This window comes from Chryseobacterium sp. JAH (assembly GCF_001507335.1).
Taxonomy (GTDB): Bacteria; Bacteroidota; Bacteroidia; order Flavobacteriales; family Weeksellaceae; genus Chryseobacterium.
In genome coordinates, this window is record NZ_LMAH01000001.1 from 278411 (window position 1) to 299436 (window position 21026).

General features: G+C 35.8%; 20 protein-coding genes. 6 read left to right on the forward strand and 14 right to left on the reverse strand.

What is annotated here, in order from left to right; all coding sequences use genetic code 11:
* Positions 1-213 precede the first annotated feature (213 nt).
* Together AR685_RS01340 and AR685_RS01345 are read left to right on the forward strand one after the other, a co-directional pair.
* Entirely contained in the window at positions 214-828 is a 615-nt protein-coding gene (locus AR685_RS01340; RefSeq protein WP_059123490.1) for a Crp/Fnr family transcriptional regulator, read from the forward strand.
* Positions 829-861: 33 nt separating this feature from the next.
* Positions 862-1605, forward strand: coding sequence for an SDR family oxidoreductase (locus AR685_RS01345; protein WP_059123491.1), 744 nt, complete (start codon positions 862-864; stop codon positions 1603-1605).
* Between the two features lie 25 nt (positions 1606-1630).
* Here AR685_RS01345 and AR685_RS01350 read toward each other — a convergent pair whose 3' ends face one another.
* Positions 1631-2221 carry a Crp/Fnr family transcriptional regulator gene (locus AR685_RS01350; protein WP_047444066.1) on the reverse strand — a complete coding sequence of 197 codons (591 nt, stop codon included), beginning with the start codon at positions 2219-2221 and terminating at the stop codon, positions 1631-1633.
* A 320-nt stretch (positions 2222-2541) separates the two neighbouring features.
* Between AR685_RS01350 and AR685_RS01355 the strand changes: the two genes are divergently transcribed.
* Positions 2542-2841 (forward strand): helix-turn-helix transcriptional regulator, encoded by a 300-nt coding sequence (locus tag AR685_RS01355; protein WP_052187864.1) that lies wholly within the window; start codon positions 2542-2544, stop codon positions 2839-2841.
* A gap of 6 nt (positions 2842-2847) precedes the next feature.
* Here AR685_RS01355 and pdeM read toward each other — a convergent pair whose 3' ends face one another.
* The 7 genes from pdeM to AR685_RS01395 all read right to left on the reverse strand — a co-directional run bounded on the left by pdeM (position 2848) and on the right by AR685_RS01395 (position 14110).
* Entirely contained in the window at positions 2848-3492 is a 645-nt protein-coding gene (pdeM, locus tag AR685_RS01360; protein WP_059123492.1) for a ligase-associated DNA damage response endonuclease PdeM, read from the reverse strand.
* A 36-nt stretch (positions 3493-3528) separates the two neighbouring features.
* Complete coding sequence (locus AR685_RS01365; RefSeq protein ID WP_117584609.1) at positions 3529-5985, reverse strand: ligase-associated DNA damage response DEXH box helicase; 2457 nt, start codon at positions 5983-5985, stop codon at positions 3529-3531.
* A 119-nt stretch (positions 5986-6104) separates the two neighbouring features.
* The gene (locus tag AR685_RS01370) at positions 6105-7685 is read right to left on the reverse strand and encodes an ATP-dependent DNA ligase (RefSeq protein WP_047444069.1); all 1581 of its coding nucleotides are present in this window, start codon (positions 7683-7685) and stop codon (positions 6105-6107) included.
* A 41-nt stretch (positions 7686-7726) separates the two neighbouring features.
* Positions 7727-8755 (reverse strand): ligase-associated DNA damage response exonuclease, encoded by a 1029-nt coding sequence (locus AR685_RS01375; protein WP_059123493.1) that lies wholly within the window; start codon positions 8753-8755, stop codon positions 7727-7729.
* A 180-nt stretch (positions 8756-8935) separates the two neighbouring features.
* A complete protein-coding gene (locus AR685_RS01380) occupies positions 8936-10012 on the reverse strand; it encodes an SDR family oxidoreductase (RefSeq protein ID WP_059123494.1) in 1077 nt (358 codons plus the stop codon).
* Between the two features lie 119 nt (positions 10013-10131).
* The gene (locus AR685_RS01385) at positions 10132-10713 is read right to left on the reverse strand and encodes a Crp/Fnr family transcriptional regulator (RefSeq protein WP_059123495.1); all 582 of its coding nucleotides are present in this window, start codon (positions 10711-10713) and stop codon (positions 10132-10134) included.
* A 337-nt stretch (positions 10714-11050) separates the two neighbouring features.
* A complete protein-coding gene (locus AR685_RS01395) occupies positions 11051-14110 on the reverse strand; it encodes a M60 family metallopeptidase (RefSeq protein ID WP_059123497.1) in 3060 nt (1019 codons plus the stop codon).
* A gap of 438 nt (positions 14111-14548) precedes the next feature.
* On the opposite strand from AR685_RS01395, the gene AR685_RS01400 reads away from it, so the two are divergent.
* Positions 14549-14896: a winged helix-turn-helix transcriptional regulator gene (locus tag AR685_RS01400; protein ID WP_047444075.1), complete on the forward strand. Its 348-nt coding sequence runs from the start codon at positions 14549-14551 to the stop codon at positions 14894-14896.
* A 31-nt stretch (positions 14897-14927) separates the two neighbouring features.
* The gene (locus AR685_RS01405; protein ID WP_047444076.1) at positions 14928-15554 is read left to right on the forward strand and encodes a chloramphenicol acetyltransferase; all 627 of its coding nucleotides are present in this window, start codon (positions 14928-14930) and stop codon (positions 15552-15554) included.
* Between the two features lie 34 nt (positions 15555-15588).
* Here the strand turns inward: AR685_RS01405 and AR685_RS01410 are convergent, their stop codons facing one another.
* A complete protein-coding gene (locus AR685_RS01410; RefSeq protein ID WP_059123498.1) occupies positions 15589-16338 on the reverse strand; it encodes an NUDIX hydrolase in 750 nt (249 codons plus the stop codon).
* Positions 16339-16772: 434 nt separating this feature from the next.
* Between AR685_RS01410 and AR685_RS01415 the strand changes: the two genes are divergently transcribed.
* Entirely contained in the window at positions 16773-17144 is a 372-nt protein-coding gene (locus AR685_RS01415; protein WP_047444078.1) for a hypothetical protein, read from the forward strand.
* Positions 17145-17222: 78 nt separating this feature from the next.
* Here the strand turns inward: AR685_RS01415 and AR685_RS01420 are convergent, their stop codons facing one another.
* The 5 genes from AR685_RS01420 to AR685_RS18040 all read right to left on the reverse strand — a co-directional run bounded on the left by AR685_RS01420 (position 17223) and on the right by AR685_RS18040 (position 21024).
* Entirely contained in the window at positions 17223-18227 is a 1005-nt protein-coding gene (locus AR685_RS01420) for an SDR family NAD(P)-dependent oxidoreductase (RefSeq protein WP_047444079.1), read from the reverse strand.
* Positions 18228-18469: 242 nt separating this feature from the next.
* Positions 18470-18862, reverse strand: coding sequence for a hypothetical protein (locus tag AR685_RS01425; protein WP_047444080.1), 393 nt, complete (start codon positions 18860-18862; stop codon positions 18470-18472).
* A 21-nt stretch (positions 18863-18883) separates the two neighbouring features.
* A complete protein-coding gene (locus AR685_RS01430; RefSeq protein WP_047444081.1) occupies positions 18884-19591 on the reverse strand; it encodes a DUF2071 domain-containing protein in 708 nt (235 codons plus the stop codon).
* Between the two features lie 50 nt (positions 19592-19641).
* The gene (locus AR685_RS01435; RefSeq protein WP_047444082.1) at positions 19642-20742 is read right to left on the reverse strand and encodes a lipase family protein; all 1101 of its coding nucleotides are present in this window, start codon (positions 20740-20742) and stop codon (positions 19642-19644) included.
* Positions 20743-20862: 120 nt separating this feature from the next.
* On the reverse strand, positions 20863-21024 hold the full coding sequence (locus AR685_RS18040; RefSeq protein ID WP_165592790.1) for a hypothetical protein: 162 nt from the start codon (positions 21022-21024) through the stop codon (positions 20863-20865).
* Between the last annotated feature and the right edge of the window lie 2 nt (positions 21025-21026).

Consider the following 21026-nt stretch of genomic DNA (forward strand, 5'->3'; position numbering starts at 1 on the left):
CAAAAAATCAATAATAAATTATAGCAGAATCACTAAATTATGATTCAAATCATAATATTTAATTAATTATTTTGATAATATGAAAATTCAGTTCACATTTATGTTAAAAAATGGAAATCATTAGCTTGATCTATTATGTTATTCAGTAAGGGCGCAGTAAGCATTTTGGCACAAAATATGTCTATAAAATTCTAATAAAACTATTAAAATGATATGAAAACGATCAGCTGTACTAAACTAGACGAAGATCTTTTAAAATCCTTCGGAGGTGAAATAAAATCTTTTAAAGAAGGAGAAAAGATTTTTCAACAGGGAGAGATTCCGATGTATTACTTCCAGATTGTAGAAGGGAAAGTGAAAGAAAATAATCAGGATAGTGAAGGCAGGGAGTTCATACATAATATCTTAGGTTCTGGACAGAGCTTCGGCGATTCTATGCTTTTCATAGATAAAAGATATCCTATTAATGCAGAAGCAATCACAGATTGCCGAGTGATTAAACTTGCCAAACCTAACTTCTTAAATCTTTTGGAAAAGCATCCGGAAACTTCTGTTCAAATCAATTCCTGTATGTCTCAAAGAATGCATTATCAGTTTATTATGATGCAAAATTTAGCTTCAAATGATCCAGTGATCAGGCTTACAGGTTTATTGGAGTACTTAAAAAGTTTTCACAGTGATGATATTCCGCTATCGTTTCAGATACAGCTTACTAGACAGCAAATTGCCAATCTTACAGGTCTTCGTGTCGAAACGGTAATAAGAACCATTAAAAAAATGGAAAAGAACCTGACCGTAAAAATTGACAATCGAAAGATTTTCTTTTAAATATCAAATAATTTAATTTTTAAACAAGCGAGAATGCAGTTAGAAAACAAATCAGTCCTCATTACAGGAGCTGACAGCGGAATAGGGAAGGCAGTAGCATTACTTTTCGCAAAGGAAGGAGCGCATATTGCAATTATGTACCGTACCGATGAAGAAGGTGCAGCGAAAGTTCAGAAAGAAATCATTTCAATAGGTAGAAAATCGATCATCCTGCAAGGCGACATCAACGATTCAGAATTCTGCAGGAAAGCCGTCGAAAAAACGGTTTCAGAATTTGGTGGGTTAAATATCTTGGTCAATAATGCGGGTACCCAGTTTCCTTGTGATACTATTGAAAATTTAGAAGAAGAAAATATTCGGACCACTTTTAATTCTAATATTATTGGGATGATTTTACTGACGAAGGCTGCATTTTCTTATTTAAAGGAAGGAGATTCGGTAATCAATACAACCTCGGCAACAGCATATCAGGGACATGAAGAACTTTTGGACTATTCTGCAACCAAGGGTGCAATTGTTTCGTTTACAAGATCATTGGCTTTGCAGTCTAAACCAAAAGGAATCAGAGTAAATGCTGTGGCTCCGGGACCAGTGGCAACACCGCTGACAGAAGAGACTTTCGGGGAAGAGGAAGAAGATCAATCTAAACCACCATTGCAGAGAAACGCAACGGAAGATGAGATTGCTACAAGTTTTCTGTTCTTGGCTTCTGATCAGGCTGCTCAGATTACCGGACAGGTTATTCATCCCAATGGTGGATTAATTGTGAACGGATAGATTTAGATAGTAAGGAGATCAAGGATTAGAAAAAGATCTTCCTGTTTTGTATCTTGAGGATTTCATTTTTCTCCATATTTTTTGTCACCCGAATCACGGTTTCTACACTCAATCCAGTAAGAGAGGCAAGTTGTTGTCTGGTGTAGGGAATTTGGAACGAATATTTCGAATGATCCTCATGCTGATCTTTAAGATAATTCATCAGGGTTTTAAGCTTATTTTCAGGATTTTGGAACGACATACTCTGCATCATGATGTTCTTGTAGTACATCCTTTCTGAAATAAAGTTCAAAGTCGTTTCATACAGTTCAGGATTTTGTTTTAATAACTGAAGATAATTCTGTTTGGGCAGTCTGATTAACTTACAGTCTTCAATTGCCACAGCATTTAAGGGGTAAGATCTTCCTGTAAAGAGTGGAGTAATAATGCTTTCGCCTTCAGAAATAATCCCTTGGATAAACTCTTTTCCCTGATCATTGAAGTTGTTTATTTTAAGTTTTCCTTCCACAATTTGATAATAATATTGAGGCGTATCGCCTTCAGAAAAAATCATCTCGTTGGTTTTAAAATTTTTACAATCTGCACCATGAGAAAATAATAGGTCTTCATTAATCATAAAAAATCTAAATTTTAAAACATTTGTGTTTATCCTTATAATTTGGTTTAAATAGGACTGTTTTAACAAGTTGTAAAGAAAAAAGAATTTTTATTAATAGTGAATTAATATGCTACCACACAGATACCACAAGGTTTTAGGTAGATGTAAGTGCAAATTTCACCCTTCGTGATTTCAATCATAAAAAGACATCTGTATAATCTAATATATTTGATGGTTGGTTAATCATTAATCAGTAGAATTATTGTTGAAAAAATTAAAAAACAATAATAAATAGTAATACTTCGTATGAAGAAAATAAAAATAATTGAGACAAGATCATGAAAAATTTGGCAGAAGAAGAAATTATAAGATTGGCTAAAGACAATTCACCCCGCCTTTTGAGTAAGTTCAAAATTTCGTATCCGGATTTTTTTGAAAAACTGGCAGCTATACAACCTAATCTCCAAAATTCGGAATTGATATTTTGTATTTATCTAAAATTAAATTTAACGACCAAAGAAATTGCGACCTACACTTTTGTCACGCCAAAAGCAATACAAAACAGAAAGAACAGAATCAGAAAAAAACTGAATATTGATTCGTCAGTCGACATTTACAAATGGTTTGATGAAATTTGATTAAATTTAAATTTCATAAATATCAGAATCCGTAAAAACAAAGTACATCCCTTTTTTAGGGATGTTTTTTGTATCCAGACCTGTAAACTCACTGAAAGCAGGTAATAATAATTGCTTAGAAGTTTGAGCAAAACAAGGTAATTTAATTTTCTTGACCGGAGAATTAATAACAAAACCAGGATGAATATGTCCTGTAATCTGAAATTTAGGATTCGAACGGTCAAAGTCGTGAACGAAAGAAATGTCATCAATTTCCAATGAAACACTTCTTGAATCCAAACATAATTTTTTTTCTAAAGTTTTCGAAATTCTATCGTGATTGCCTTCTACCAGACAGAATTTGATATCCGGATATCGACTTTGCCAAGTACAGAATTCATCCACTTCAGAATTGTTCCCAGCGTGTAATAAATCTCCGACAATAATAAATTTTTCAGGCCGGAAATTTTCAATTAAAATAGATAAACGCTCCAAATCATTTTTCATAATATGATTCGCCAGAGCAATCCCATTTTTTCGGAAATGAGCGGTTTTCCCAATGTGCAAATCTGAAAAAATCAATGCTTTTTCCTTTTCCCAAAACAACGCACGTTGATTCGTTAGAGTGAAAATTTCGCTTTGAATCAATATATTTTTAGTTGCTATATTCATAATAAAGTGGACGTTCGAGGATTGATGATGGAAGTTTTACTCATCTTTAATGTTTCTTCCGGATTGTTTAATTAATTTCTGAATTCTTGCATCAAGATTTTCGCTCGTTAGAGTCTGTCTCAAACTGTCAACCTTAATCGGGAAACTTAATGGTGTAAATTTATTGGAATATTTTAAGATGAATTTCGATTTTTCAATCCGTTTGAAAGCTTCAACCAATCTTTGTTCCTGTAATTGCATATTAAAAACTTCAGTATATGCCTGTCTTACGAGAAAATGATTTGGATCATAGTCTTCCAAAACTTTGAAAATCAATCCCGCTGAACTTTGCAAAGCTTTATTGGAACGTTGCTGTCCGGGGAAATTCTGCACAACCATTCCTGAAATCACAGCAATATCTCTGAATTTACGCCTTGCCATTTCTGCGGAATTAATACTGGAAATCACATCTACCATCAAATTATCTCGGGTCAGAATTTTCGCTAAATTATCTTCATTTAGCGGAATTTCCTTGTCACTGAATAATTCAAAACCATAATCATTCATCGCCATTGAAAAGGAAATCGGAGCCAGTTTTGAAATTCTGTAGGCAATCAAAGCCGCCATCACTTCGTGCACCAGTCTTCCTTCAAAAGGATACATAAATAAATGATAGCCTTCGCGGTTTTTAATTAATTCAATCAAAAATTCATCCTCTCTTGGAATGTGTGAACGCTTTTCCTGATTGGCCAAAAGCGGATGTAGAAATTTAAGTTCTTTTTCAGAAGCTTTTGGATTCAGCGCACCTGACAATTTTTCTCGTAAGAAATGACCTAAATTTGAACTTAAAGGTAATCGTCCACCCAAATAACTCGGAGCCTGCGCTTTTCCTTTAGAAGCCCGAACGAAAACAGTCATATCTTTAATCATCGCCACTTCCAAAACCCTACCGGCCAGGATAAATTTTTCTTCTTTCTTCAATCTTGAAATAAAGTATTCCTCAACCATTCCGATGTATCCGCCTGAAATAAATTTTACTTTCAGCATCGCATCGCTAACAATCGCGCCCATATTCATTCTGTGGAGCATCGCAATTTTTCGTGAAGTCACTTTGTGCAAACCATCTTCCATCACGACCACTTTGTGATATTCTTCGTAACTCTTTAAAGCACTTCCACCAATTGTGAGAAAATCAATCATCGCTTTCCATTCTTCATCTCTGATTTCCTGAAAAGTATAGACTTTTTTGATTCTTTTATAAACTTCGTTCGGTAAAAATCCGTCACCAACCGCCAAAGTCATCAGAAACTGAACCAGGACGTCGAAACACAAAACCACAGGCTCACGTGGTTCGATAACTTTCTGTTTTACAGCTTCTTTTAAAGCGGCAACTTCAATCAGTTCTAAAGAGTGCGTGGGAACACAGAAAATTTTTGAGGTTTCAAAAGGGGAGTGGCCACTACGTCCCGCACGTTGCAAAAATCTCGCAACACCTTTTGCCGAACCGATTTGAATCACCGTATCAACCGGCTTAAAGTCAATTCCTAAATCCAAAGAAGATGTGGAAACGACTGCTTTCAGTTTTCCTGAACTTAAATTTTCTTCAATCCATATTCTTAAATGCGCATCTATCGAACTGTGATGAATCGCAATTTGTCCGGCAAAATCAGGATATGCATTCAGCAAAAGCTGATACCACATTTCGCTCTGGCTTCTGGTATTTGTAAAAACGATAGTCGATTTCGATTCCAGAATGATTGGAACCACTTTATCCGCTAATTTTTGTCCGAGATGTCCTGCCCATGGCAAAAGTTCAACTTCATCAGGAAAAACCGAAATGATATCGATTTTCTTAAGTTCTTTCGCCGTAATCTTTGTTTTCTTAATGTCGTAAGGAATCAAAACATCCTGTGCTTCATCAAGATTACCTATGGTTGCGGTAATTCCCCAGATTTTTAGTTTCGGAACGTAATGAAAGAGCTGTGAAATCCCCAATTCGACCATTACGCCACGCTTTGAACCCAACAATTCGTGCCACTCATCCACCGCAACGCAATGCATATGGGTAAAGAAGCGCTGATGATTTTTCTGAGCTAGAAGCAGATGTAAACTTTCGGGAGTGACTACCAAGATCTCCGGCATATTTTTAACCTGTTGCTGACGGACTTTCGGGCCGGTATCACCGTTCCTTACACCTACTACCCAATCCAGTCCAATCTCGTCAATTGCTTCCTGCATCGCCTTGGCAATATCTTTAGAAAGGGAACGCAATGGCGTAATCCAAATCATTTTCAGTCCTTTTTTGTACTTGTCAGGATTCGTCAGAAAGTCTGAAACCAAAGCTAAAAATACTGAAAACGTTTTTCCAAAACCTGTCGGAGCTACTACCATTCCGCTGTAGCCACTGCCAAATTTCTTCCAGGTATCGACCTGAAATTTAAATGGCGAGTTGCCCTTTTCCATCATCCAGTTTTGAATGATTTTAAAGCCTTCGGTATTTTCGTAGTTGCTCAATTTTGTTAATTGTTTTATTTACACACAAAGGCGAAAAGGTTTTTGACATTCTTAGGCATATTTTTTCGTTCACAAAGGCGTCCCACTCAGAAATCTTTGCGAACATTACATTTTAAAATTTACTGTATCAATTTCTTAATCTCTTCAATATCATCAATATCATTTACGGTCTTATCTTTCCGCCATCTTAAAATCCTTGGGAAACGCAATGCCACACCGCTCTTATGACGGTTACTGAAGCCAATTCCTTCAAATGCAATTTCGAAAACCAATTCAGCTTTCACAGTTCGGACGGGACCGAATTTTTCGATTGCATTTTTATTTACAAACTTGCTGACTTCCATTATTTCTTTATCTGTCAATCCGGAGTAGGCTTTGGCAATGGTAACCAATTTATCGCCACTTTTCACAGCAAAACTGTAATCGGTGTAATAGGCGCTTCTTCGCCCGCTTCCTTTTTGTGCGTAAATCAAAACTGCATCAATCGTCAACGGACTGATTTTCCATTTCCACCAATCGCCTTTTTTCCTTCCGGAATGATAGTGCGAATTTTTCTGTTTCAGCATCAATCCTTCACTGTTGATTTCTCTGGAATTCTCTCTGATTAAATTTAATTTACTCCAGTCTTCAAAATCAATTGCGTGAGAAATTTTGATATTTTCCGGCATTTCATTTAATAATAATTCCTCCAACATTGCTCTTCTGGCGGAGATGGGCTTTTCCCTTAAATCAGTTCCTTCCAGTTCCACAATATCGTAAGCAAAAACTTCAATCGGAATTTCAGCGAGCATTTTTTTGGTTAAAGTTTTACGGTTCAAACGTTTCTGTAATTCATTAAAATTTAAAACGTTACCATCCTTTACCGCAAGTATTTCTCCATCAATCACAAAGTTTCCTTTCATCGCTTTTACAGTCTCGGTAATTTCGGGAAACTGCTCGGTCACCAGTTCTTCCCCACGCGACCAGATGAATACTTCACCGTTTCTTCTGATAATTTGTCCACGAATACCGTCCCATTTATATTCAATCAACCATTCTTCGGGTTTACCCAAATCTTCCAATTCTTTTTCCAGTGGATAAGCCAAACAGAAAGGGTAGGGTTTTGAGTTATCGGGATTGATATTCTCGGCAGAAATCAGTTCTTTAAATGAAACTTCGTTCGGTTGCCATTTTCCCATCAAACTGTGCATCAAAGTACTTGCTTCCTGTCCGGAAAATTTGGTCAGAGAATTAATTAGCGTCTTAGATGAAACCCCAATCCTGAAACTTCCACCCAGTAATTTGTTGAAAATCAATCTTTCCGTATAATCCAAACCATTCCAGGAATTAAGAATAAATTCTTTTTTCTCAGCTTCGGTTTTCGTTTTCAGTCCGATGATGTCGGTCATCCACTCAGATAATGTTTTTTCAATTTTTTCGGTGGGAGGCGGAAGGATCAGGGATATCGTTTCACCCAAATCGCCGACTGAGGAATAGCTTTCCTGAAAGAGCCAAAATGGCAGTTGGGTAATTTCCAACGCCCATTCTTTCATATAATTGGTATTCACATTTCGCTTGGGTCTTTTCCCCGTAAACAGGGCTACAAACCACAATTTATCATCATCAGGCGCACGTTCAAGATAATCGATGATGGCATCGATTTTAGCATTGGTTTTATTCGTACTTTCCAGGGCGTTGATGAGTTCTGCGAAATTCTTCATTTCTAATTTCTATTTCTAAACCTGCAAGTTCAACATTATATTTAATCTTGCTTAATATCTGCTATTACTTCCTTTTCAACCACTTCATCGTCGTCATCGCCGTAAAGCGTTTCCACAACATCAGATTTAATTCCGATTTCATTTAAGTATTTTGAAAACACTTCGGTTTGTCCGTGCGTGACGTGAACAATTTCAGCTTCGGTAGCTTTGATGGCTTGCAGTAAACCTTTCCAGTCGGCGTGATCGCTCATTGGAAATCCTGCATCCATACTTCGCCATCTTCTTGCGCCACGAACCTGCATCCAGCCGGAGCAAATCGCTGTTGCGGCATCCGGAATTTTCTTAATGACATTGCTATCCAACAAAGCCGGTGGCACAATCACAATGTCACCCGCAACGTGTTTGATGCTTTCTCTGAAATCGGGAACTTCATAATCTGGAAGCACAATTCCAACTTCTTCAAAGGCTTTATTGAGTTTTCCAATCGAGTAGTGGACATGGATTTTTCCCATCCCTTCCACAGCCTTCATAATTCTCTGTGCTTTCCCCAAAGAATAACCGATGAATACAGAAGTTTTCTGATTTTCCTGATTTCTCAACACCCAATTCTGCAATCTCTTATTCAAATCAGGAACTTCAAGCCAATTGTAAATGGGAAGCCCGAAGGTACTTTCAGTGACAAATTCATTACACTTCACGAGTTCAAGAGGTGTACTCAAGCCATCATCCTGAACTTTATAATCACCGGAAACCACGGTCACATAACCTTTATATTCTAAACGAATCTGTGCCGAACCAATGATATGACCAGCCGGATGCATTGAAAGCTTAACACCATTAATATCCAAAACTTCCCCATACTGTAAGGTTTGACATTCGATGTCCGGAGAAATTCTTTGATGTAAAATTGGTTTTGTGAAATGATGACAAAGGTATTTCTTCATTCCCCAACGGGCATGGTCAGCGTGACCGTGCGTGATCACTGCATAATCTACAGGTCGCCATGGGTCAATATAAAATTTTCCCTGCGGACAGTAAATACCTTTGTTTGTGAATGTGATGAGTTTCAAAAGCGTGATGATTAGTATGTTTCTGAATATTCAAAAACCTAACCAAATTATTTTAAATCAAAACTTTTCTGCAGATCATTCCTATTCTTAGTGGTTTTTGAAATTTTCTTCTTTAAAACTGAGCACAACTTTTTATCAAACAAAAAAGAGCTGTTTTTAAAACAACTCTTCATAAAATCTTTATGGAATAATCTTTTCTTCTTTTAATTTTTTAAATAAATCAAAGAAGGAATCTTCGGTATTTTGAAATTCTCTGAATCCCGCTTTTCGGCTGTTGGTCATGTCGGTCATCACTTCAAGAGGTCTTCCCAAATCCAAATCTGTGTGCCAAGCAGAAGATAATCTTTCGGTATTTTCTTCTTTTAAATTATATTTTTTTACGATTTGGCTCCAGATTTCCTCATGGTTCTGCATTTCTTTTTCGAGAGGTTTGATTTCGTTTTCAAAACCAACTGCTTCCACACCAAAATAATCCGCCAATCTGTACCACAACCATTTCCAACGGAAAATATCTCCGTTTGTGATATTGAATGCAGTATTTTTCGCTTCTTCTGTGGTTGATGCCCAAACTAACTGTTTCGCTAAAATTCTTGCATCCGTCACATCCGAAATTCCGTTCCATTGTGCGGATGATCCGGGCCAGATAAATTTTCTGCCGGTCTCTTTGCAAATGCTTGCATACACTGCCAAAGTAGTTCCCATATTCATCGCATTTCCGACTGCATAACCAATTACGGTATGCGGTCTGTGAATACTCCAGCTAAAACCATCTCTTTCTGAAGCTGCATACACCTCATCTTCCTGAGCATAATAAAAATTCGGAAGCGGAAGTCTCGGCTGCTCTTCTCTCAACGGAGTTTCGGGAAGTTTTCCTTCTTTTGCGTAGGCTTCAAAAGGGCCGAGATAATGCTTCAATCCTGTAACCAAAGCAACATGCTGTACCGATTTTTTTGCAGACAAAACATTTAACAGGTTTCTTACCAAAGCGCTATTGACAAGGATGTTTTCTTCTTCAGTATCATTTCGCATCCAGGTTGTGAAAAAAACATGAGTAGGAGAGATGTTTTCTAATGCAACTTTCAAACTTCCTGTATCTAACAAATCAGCTTTTACTGATATTAATTCTTCGATATTGTTGTTTGTGTTTCTGGATAAACCGTAGGTTGTCCAGCCTTGAGAAATGAGTTCGTTGGCGAGATTACTTCCAGTAATTCCGGTGGCTCCGACTACTAATGCGATATTTTTATTGTTTTCCATTTTGTAAATTTCTTCTACAAAACTAGGGTGGTTTTCATCAAAAGCGCTTGATCTGGATCATGAGTTTAGGTTAGTTTAAGCCGATGTAAATTGAAAACATAGAATTGAAAATTATAGATCTAACCTTTCAATAAAAGTTTTTTACGAATTCTGCTGACGGTTTCCGGAGCTAAGCCTAAAAATGACGCAATGAGATTGTGTGGAATTCTTTTGATTATTTCAGAGTTTTTTTGAGAAAATTCAAGGTATTTTTCCTCGGCAGTATAACTGTTTGAAGCAATAAGACGATAGTCTTTCGTTACTAAACTGTTTTGATACAGAATCCTGAAGTAACGATCCATCACCGGAATTTGGAGCATTAATCTGTCATAATCTGCAAGACTGATCATGAGCAACTCTGTGTCCTCCAACGCATCAATATTCAAAACAGCTTTTTCCTGATTGATAAAACTTTTAAAATCTGAAATCCACCATCCTTCAAAAGCAAACATATTTATATGTTGCCCTCCTTTTTCATCTACAAAATAAGATTTCAGCAAGCCTTGGCATACGAAAGAGAGATGAGTACATACATTTCCCTCATGTAACAGGTACTGCTTTCTCTTAAGCTTTGTAAGCGAAAAAAAAGACTGCAATTCAATCTTTTCTTCTTCAGTTAAGCTCACTTTATTTCGAATATGAGAAATGAGGATGTCAAACATGTAGAAAAATATAAAACAAAATTAAGGTTTCTGGTCAGACTTTTCAAATTTATAGTGGTTGATCCTTCATCTTTATTTTTTGTTCTGAAAAATGCAATTTTTCATCTAAATTATAGGTTGAATTTCTCATTATTAAATCAGAAGAAAAGTATAGAAAATCCGTGTTTCAATCGTTAGCCAGTTTTTATCCAAACTGTTTAAGAAATCAGAATAATTCAAAGTAATCTTGACAATTTTTTATAAAAAAACAGTCCCAAAAAATTGAAACTGTTTTATGTAAAATCTAATTAGCTTTATACACCTTAAGGTACATTAAAAGCTTGGTATTAAGTTAAATTTATTTTTTAATAATTTTAATGGTTTTAAAGGCGTTTCCTTTTGTATCTTTCAATGAAAGATAGTAAATTCCTGAAGGGTAGTTAGCAATCTCTGTATTTATTTTATTTTCAATCGCTTCAAGATTTCCGTTCGAACTTAATATTATTTTTCCGTCTGTACCAAAAATATTCACACTGTAATTTCCTGATGCATTTTTCAATTTAATATGAATTAATTCGTTCTGCTTTATAGGATTAGGGTAGACAACTAATTCAGAATTGCTAGTTTCCATTTCGGTTATAGAAAGTACTGAAGTTGGATACACCAAAATTTTCTGCCCATTGTAACCTACTGCATATACTGCCACAGCATTGGATGGGTAATAAACTTTTGTAGTCTGATTAGTGATATCTCCTGTACCTGAAACCGATATGTAGATAATCTCATTATTGGCGTTAAACGTTTCATAAGCTACAGCATTTTGCCAAACACTATGTTGTACAGTGAGATAATTATTACTTAAAGTAACCCCTTGCCCTGTTTGCCCGTTTAACGGGAGTTGATCACGGAAAGCTGCAATACTGCGTGCTGAAATATAATGCATTACAGGCGATACAGGTGTCTGATAGTTTTGAGCCTGTATGAAAGCTATAGTAGCATCTACCTGTGCCTGCGTAATGGTAAGTTGCCCAATTCCATAGTCATCAATAGCTCTGTTGATTGGTTTTAAAAATCCTGTTTTTGTAAAGAAATCAGTCAAATCTTCCTGAACAACGGCACATGTATTTTTTACAAAATTCAGTAGCAATTCACCATTAGAAACACCTGAAGCATTGTAATTTCTTGCAATATTTGCAACCATTCCAAACCAGTGTGCATAATCTACTCCCGTATAACTGGCTGGATAATTAAAGGAGAGGATCGGTGCATTTCGTGAAGCTCCGGCTAATTGATAATACAGTTCAAGCTGCCAGAAAGGTACCAGTACTTTAAATACATCGATATTTGCGTTCCCTTGCAAGGCTTCCTGGTTGATGGAAGTATTTAAAATCGCTCCGTTTATTCTTCCACCTGCAAGGCTGTTCATTCCTGTTGCCGGCTCCACAGATTCTCTTTCCAGGCGAGACATCCCATCATTTTGTGTATTCATATGATAATCTACCCATGTACTATGCATATTATTGGTAACTTCTGTAGTACCAATCCATTTAAGATCCGGTCTTATTTGATTGATGTGTCCGAATTCATGAGCAAGTCCCCATAAAGACAACTGGTTGATATCGGCCAAAGATTCCTCACCCCAGTCAGAATCCATATTTATGCCTAGCCCGCCAGCATACCAACCTCCGCCATTATTACTATAGCTGAACATACGGTTTTTTGGAACTAAATTATATTTATAGAGCCCCATCACAAGCCATTCATTTTTTACAATAAGGTCATATTTTGCAATAAGAGCGGCAGGATTAAAAGGAGCATGATTTTTTAGCATACTTTTTTTATAAACCAAATGCGAATGATTCCCCACAACATCAATCATATTATACGCTGAATTGGTTAAACTCTCTTGCCAGTCACTTTGTGTAGATGTCTGATAGTGATACAGACCATTGACCTTACCTGAAACAATATTGATTTGGATGTTAGGTAATGTTGTATTGGTATTATAATAACTTATATATCCTAGACCACTGTTTGTAAGTTGAAATACATTCAAACCATTATGAAGTTCATAATAGGAACTGACACCACCCATAGTAGTGGAAAAATCCTTGACTTGCAAAGAAACACTAGCTCCAGAAGGTAAATTCTGAACAAACATGGCCACCTTAGTGCCTTGTGCGAATACGATACCTGTAGGATTTTCAAACCTGCTATATCCAGATCCGACCTTTAGGTTACCAGTAGTAACTGCGATAGGAGGATAAACCTTGTACTCCTGGATTCTATATTTACTTACGTACGTTCCGTTGAATAGACATTGTGCCAAATCTTTATAGAAAGGAGATGTTATTGCATTTATATCTAACTGATTAACAGACGGCTGTAATAATGAATAGAGATTGTTAGCAAAAATATTGCTGTATGGATTTGCGGCTCCTGAAGAACCTATTGTGTAGAAGCCCATTTCAGCACAACTTGCAAAGTTACCCTCACCACTATTAATTGTAATTCTTACGTTTAAAGGTGTAATCTGATTAGGAAAATTAACGTTTACGGGTGAAGAAGAATTTTGAAAATCAAAAGACATCAGGGGAACAAATGTACTGTTTGATGCAGTATTATAACTAATGCTCACATTTCCAAACCTACCATTACTACCGTTTGTTCTCGGTGTGTATTTTAGGTAATCAATAGGAGTAACACCGTTTAACCTGTAATTTAACACCACAGGAAAAGTAGTAGTGCTATATGCAGAGTGATACAGTGTACTTACATCATTATCGTAAGATTTATCTATATTTTCTCCCGACTGAAATGATGATGCTGTCGTTCCGGAGGCGATAATGTTTGCCTTCACATCATTTACACCATTTATACTTAGTTCCGATGTATTGATGGTGCAGTCGGTACCGTCAGAAATCACAGGTTGGGTTTCAGAAAAGAATTTGATCTCCGCTCCGCTTGAGAAGTTGCCAACGCCACTGTTCACCGAAATTTTAATGATATAAGGATTCTGGATCGCTGTCGGAAAAACAACTTCCTTATCCAAAGTGTTAGATGCCCAAATTAAATTACTGCTTACTAAAGTGAAAGTATTGGGTGCCGTCTGTGTACTGTATGAAATATTTACATTAGTCCATATTCCGTTGGTACCTCCAGATTGTCTTGGAGTATAAACCAGTTTTTTAATGCTGGTAACATTAGTGGTAAAATAAAACTTCAACTCATCCGGAATACCGTTCTGTGACCATTTAGAATGATAGATGGTCGTATTATCACCATCAAGTAACTTTCCAGCTTCACTCCCCGGTTGTGCTGGTTGCAAAGAAACACCCGTATATACAGGAACCTGAACAAGCTGCGAAAATCCTTGTAATCCGCAAAGTAAAGTGAAAAACAATAATAATTTTTTCATGTTATACAATTTTGCCTACAAAAATAGATTTTTTGAGAGTTATTATTTTTATCGGACATTATTTTGATAGCATAAAAGTTAACTTTTTATCTATCAAATTATTTAGGATGATAGATTTATCCCTAATGGGATTTGTCTAGTATTCAACTTATGATCAATGAAGAAATTTGATTTTATCATTTACATCACTCACAAACGGATCAATATAGATTCTTTTTAAATCTGTAGAAACCCTAGTAGTTGTTGGCTGACCTGCAAAAGTTAAATCATAACTTTGATTCACCAAAACGACCACTGATCTGTTATTATTTTAATATCTCGTGTATATTAATTTTATTTTTTTACTAGCAATTGTTACATAGACTAACCAATATTAGTCTGTTTTTGTACCACATATTTAAAAAACTAGTAAATTAGCAGTAACTAATTCAACCCATCATGAGACGACAAAAAATTAAACAGTGCAATTGCCCGCTCGGAAAGGCCATGTCAGCTTTAGGCAGCAAGTGGAAACCCATTATCGTACTAGTGATTAAAGACCGTACTTTGAGATTTGGCGAAATTGCAGAACATATTTCTCTGATTTCAAGAAAGGTCCTTACAGATCAACTAAGAGAAATGGAAGAGGATAAATTGGTAATCAGACGAGAATTCAAAGAATTACCACCAAGAGTAGAGTATAACCTTACTGAAAAAGGATCTGCATTATTGCCTATTTTAAATTTGCTCGAAGAATGGGAAAAAGAATTTGATTTTACAGAAGAAAAATTAGATGCGATTAGGTAATGAAAAAAGTAAAAAGACTGATTAATATAAAATGAAAGTAATAGATATTGAAACATGGAAAAGGAAAGAACATTTTAAATTTTTCTCTAAAATGAAAAGTCCGTTTTTTGGATTTACAAGCGAGGTAGATTGTACAAAGGCTTATGACGATGCAAAACGAAAAGGTAATTCATTTTATGCAGTCTATCTTCACAAATCAATGATTGCGATAAATACAGTAGAAGAATTGAAACTGAGGATTGTCGACGGAAATGTAGTTTTGTATGATGAAGTACATGTTGGAGGTACTATTGGAAGAGCAGACGGAACTTTCGGGTTTTCATTTTTTCATTATTCTGAAAACTTCGATATTTTTAATCAGGAACTGCAAAAAGAAGTAAAATCTGTTCAAAACTCTACAGGTCTAGGAATCAGCAATGATGTTTTGCCTATTAATCACATAAGACATACAACTATTCCGTGGAAATCTTTTTCTGCTATGCTTCATCCTACTAATTTTGACCCTAAAGAGTGCATTCCGAAAATTACGTTTGGAAAATTCAATATCCGTGATGATAAAAAATATCTTCCCGTCTCTATAGAGGCGCATCATGGTTTGGCAGATGGGCTACATTTAGCAAAATACTTTGAAGAGTTTGAGAGACAACTAAGTTTATAACAAAAAGAATCCTGAAAAAATCAGGATTCTTTTTTTACCAGTTATTCAAACCGTTTTCCAGAGCTTTTTTATAATTCTCTTCGTCAAAAGAGTAGAGGTCAGGAGATTTGTGAGCGCCGCCACGTCGCTGCTCATCTAATTTTCTAAGAATTCCCAGATTTTTGATTTTTCGGTAGAAATTTCCTCTATTGAGCTCTTTTCCTAAAATCGTTTCATATAATTTCTGTAATTCTGAAAGGGTAAATTTCTCAGGCAGAAGATTATAACCGATTGGTTTATAAGATATTCTTTCTCTTAAGCTGAGTAATGCTTTTTCGATAATTTCACGGTGATCCATCGCCAATTCAATCTCATTAAGCTGGCTAAGATATACCCACTCACATTTTTCACTGAATTCATCTAAAATCAGATTGGCATTATCGGGGTTGTATAAAGCGTAATATCCTATCGAGACAAAACGTTGTTTGTGCCATAGAGAATCATCAAAATCTTCGAAATAAAATTCACTTCTTTTGTTTTTGCCGAAAACAGCAAACTCTTCAAGATATACGTCAGAAATCCCTGCTCTCTCCTTCAAAACACGCTTTGCCGCATCATCCAGATCTTCATCTTTTTTCACGTAACCACCTGGTAGAAGCCACTGTTTGCGGTAGGTCATCTGAAGAAGAAGAACTTTTAATTCACTTTTATCAAAACCAAAAACGACAGGATCGGCCGACAGATGTGGAAGATAAAGATCTTTAGCCTCGTCAGATTTCCTTAAAAATTGTTGCTGTGAATCCATATAATTATTGTGAATGTCTAATATGACAAATTTAACATTAAAAAATTAAGAATTTCAAAAATATGGTATGTAGAATATCAGTTTAGGGAATTTTTTAGGGAATTTAACTATTTGTCATAATAGGGTAATTGGAATATTCCAAATATGCTCGACCTCAGCTTTTAATGATTAGAATAAGCCAAAGCAAAATATTCGTTTTTATATATAAAAAAATAATCAAAATTTTCTATTGACACTTATAACACATGTAAAATACTGAATCCCAATAAGTTGAAATCAAACATCTCAACGCAATGGTTGAATAACTTAACTAAACAGTGATGGTCAATCCGTCAAACTAGATTCATGAAAAAATACTACAAAAGGGCTATTTTCCCCAGGGAGTATATTTCCTATTTTTGAGTAGAATTTTAATCTAATAAAAACTAATACCCATGAAAATTTATTTAACACTTGCCTTGCTTATAATGAGTACATTTATTTTTGCGCAGAGCGAAAAATTCAAGAAAATTGAAACGACTTTGAATGAGCAACTCAAAGGCTCATATATGTTGAGAGGAATATATGATCCGCCTTCATATTCATTTGTATCTATTAAAATTGCAGAGAATGGTGATATGACAGTTACCGGCGATGAAAAGCCTTTTACCGAAACTTATTCTATTAAAAATGCCTCCATATCAGCAGATAGAATGAGAGTAAAGATTTATCAAAGCGAACCAAGAGTCAATATTACTTTCTATGTGAAATCAGAACAGGAGATTTTAAAATCTTTTCTTGAATTACAAAAACTTCTAAATAAGTAATTTACCATATGCTAACAAAGATAAACCCCCGACTTTCGATCAGGGGTTTAGTATTTAAACTTACTTTAATTCTTCTGCTCAATTTTTGTTACTATGGGAACTTCTTGAGGTGAAAAACATATATGCTAATCCTAAGGTAACGCCTGCTACCATTGCTAATTTTGTTTTTTTACTTGGAACCGGAATAGAGGTTTCTCCGTAGATCTGATGTGGCTCCGGCGATGATTCCAAAACATTTCCTGAAGTAGGTTCACCATTTTTAAGTTTCATCATCATCCTCATTCCCGCAGATGCCGTATTGATGATGGCTTTAGGGAACATTCCATAGACGTTGACCAAAAGTCTTGATGTGAAATCTGGGAATAGATCTTTTTTGGGTTCTTTAGCGAGCTGAACTATTTTTGCTGCCGTATCACGCGGATCCGCTGCAAATGGAGGAACTTTAAAATCAAGTCCGGAATACTTTGCTGAATGTGCATTTCCTGTAGAACGCTGAATCTGCGGATACAGATTGGCAACATGAATATCTTTATAATCTGAAATTTCTCCCTGTAGACATTCCATCATTCCTCGGATTCCGAATTTGGTAGCCGAATATACGGCGCTGTATGGAGCAGGCATAAATCCGCCAATTGATACATTATTGATCAGAATTCCTTCGTTCTGCTCTTTGAAAATCGGAACTACGCTGTAGGCTCCGTGCATGTATCCGAAAAGATTGGTTTTAATAACCTGTTCGTGAAGTGACATCGGGATTTCTTCAAATTTACCGCTTGCCATAACTCCCGCATTATTAACCCAGATATCTATTCTTCCGAATTCAAGAATGGCTCGTCTCACTAGATTATCTACCTCTTCAGCTTTGGAAACATCGGTAGGAACTGCGATAGCTTTCACCTCAAGTTCATTGCAAAGGTGTAAAGTTTCGTCTAAGGCCTCCTGTCCACGGGCGGCGATGACGATATTACATCCTTCCAAAGCAAATGCTTCTACTGTGGCTCTTCCGACTCCGCTGCTTCCACCGGTGACAACAACGGTTTTACCACGAAGACTTCTTTTTTCTAAAATATTTTCTGATTTCATACCTGATTATTTTGATGATTGTGGTTGATGCTTATATGCTATCTATTTTTACACCAAAGAGGCAGAAATGAGGATTTATTTTGAAGAAATAAGAGATATTTTTCGTCTTTATTCTTTGCTCCCTCAATATCTATGATGATTGCATCATTGGGTTTAGGGTTTTTAAAATAAGTCAACACAAAGTCTGAACTACAGCATTTAAGTTTTTCCCAATGGAGGAGAGGTTATAATCCAAATTCATTTTATTTCATTTTAAATCCTACGGGAGCCATTGTTTTTGCCTTATCGTACATATTGAGGTAAATAATTACGGTGTCTTTTTTCCCCTCGTACGTGACAGCATAACGATCAAGCAAACCCATTCCGAACGGACTGTTTTTAGATTTAAATTCACAGCAACTTCCATCTCTTTCATAAGAAACTTTTTCTCCGTTGGGTCCTGTGAGAGCATTAAGATAATTCCTTTCATTGAGCGGACCGTTTCCAACTCCGCCCACCTTCACAGGATTTTTTTCGGTAAAACCGTAAGTGGCATCTTCAGGTGAAGAATCGGTTGAACTTTCAGCTGTAGTTTTTACTGTTCCACATGATGATAGTATAATGATCATTATTGTGCTTAAAAGAAGTTTTTTCATGGTTTGTTTAAGCTTTATATTTTATTTAGTTTTTGCGGTTTTCCATTCGTGCTCAATATGGGTCATCAGTAAAGCATTGTCAAACTGTACAGAACCATTAGGGAAAATATTTTCATCCTCAAAAAAACTCGATTTTACATTTAATACTTCTAGCGGCTTTACCCTCCATTCGTAGGCATTAAGTAGCAGTCCTTCAAGTTTTTCTTTGTTGGGAGAATATCCCAAATCACCTTTTTTAAAAAAATCAGAGGCATTTTCTAAGGTCTCAAAGATTGAATTTTGATTAAAAATAGAAGTTTCCTTGGCATCAATTGAAATTTTGGTATCATCGGAACTTTTAAAGTCGATATGATAATTTCCTAATTTTTCTTCCACATTAAATTTTGCCAGATAATGTTTTCCGGGGAAAATTCTCCCTCCAACCAAAGTATTCAGCACTAAAGAGGTGTCTCTTCTTGGAATATAAACTCCGGATTTTACTTCTCCGTCTTCATCCCATTCAACAGCAATTCTATGAGCACCGTTTTCGGAATTTATTCCTAAAAAATCGGAAAAACCTTTTGGTTTAATATTTTTTAATCTAATGAGACAAATCCCTACAACGGCTCTACCTCTGTAGATTTTAGGGCGAAAAGGTTGAGGAATTATCTTCTCTACATCTTTGGGATCTGCCGTATAATTAATAAGAATACGACGATCAATATATCCGTGAATGGTGGGGATTTTCATGTTGACATGTTTTCTGTATAAACGTTCGGCAAAGCATATTACTTTAATTTTTATTTCAATTTTTCCGTTAAAAACAAATACTGCTTCGGAAGATGATGCTGCCAGATATTTTGATTATCCGACTCATTACTGAAGATCTTAAAATATTCTTCGTCAGCGTAAAGCACTATAGTATTTCCTGTACGAACGTAATAATTACTTTGGAAGTACTCTGGAGTATTGAAGTTGGGAATGTGTTTTTTCACTGCTTTCGAAACCATTTTACCTAGATATTTTTCGTAGTTTTTCTGTGCCTTCAGACTGGGTTTACTTAATTGATTGTAAGCATATTTCAACGCTACATTGGCAGGGAATTTTTGCTTTTTAATTATGGCTTTAGCGCCCTGAAAAGGATTAACTGATGTAAAATCATTGATGGTCTGCAAAGAAAAAGGAACATCTGGAACCCAATCAGCAGTATTGACTACATTATACGCCCAGCCTCCTTGAGTCATATGCTCATAATCGTAAGCGAAAAAAAGATTTCCGGGTTTTGGTCCTGCACTGCAATAGGTTTTGAAACGGATATCCTGCGGAAGCTTTCCAGAGAGTTTTAAATTTTCAAGATAAGCATTCAGCATAAAGGTTATTCCGCCACCCTGACTGTGACCTGTTAGAATAAAATCTTTAATTCCGGCTTTATAACACGAATCTATTTTGGATTCAATCGTTTTTGAGAGGTATGCCATTGCTACAAACCAACCTACCTGAACTGCAGCTCTCGGATTTTCTGCCAGTTTATATTTAAATAGAAACTGATCATCCAATTGAAGTTCACCCTTCGCCGGAATCATGGCTGCATAGAGATTCGCAAGGAAACTTGCCTCCGTCTGAATACTTCCCTGAACTGCAATGACCGCTACTTTTTCCTTCTTATGAATCCAAAGATCCCAAATATTGTCGAACGCAACAACAGGTGAGCGATAAACAAAATCAAAATATTCGGGATTGGTGAGGGTGGTGTTTTTATCCCATTCATCAACCGGAATGTGGGCTTTGTAGTTTATTTTTAATGTTTCAATATATTCAGATTTGTCGAAACCAGATTTTAAAATCTGTGCGAAAATGTTTTGTGAAAAGAAAATGATCAAAAAGAAAAAAACTTTATTCATAAGATTTAATTTTTATGATTAAATTATTCTAAAGCTTTCTTCTATATCATTCACATTACAAAGAATAATCATTTATAAAATTACGGTGTTTTCTTTATAGTTGTAGATAATATAATCGTTTTATTTCGTTGCAGGTTGAGTCAGACTTTTCACTTCAATTACTTTGAAATTTTTGCAGTTGAAAATTTTCTTTGTACTCGTTTTTTCATCAATCACCACTTTTTCTGCATCATCAAACGAAATGAATTTTGATCGATAATTTACTTTACCATTATATACCATTT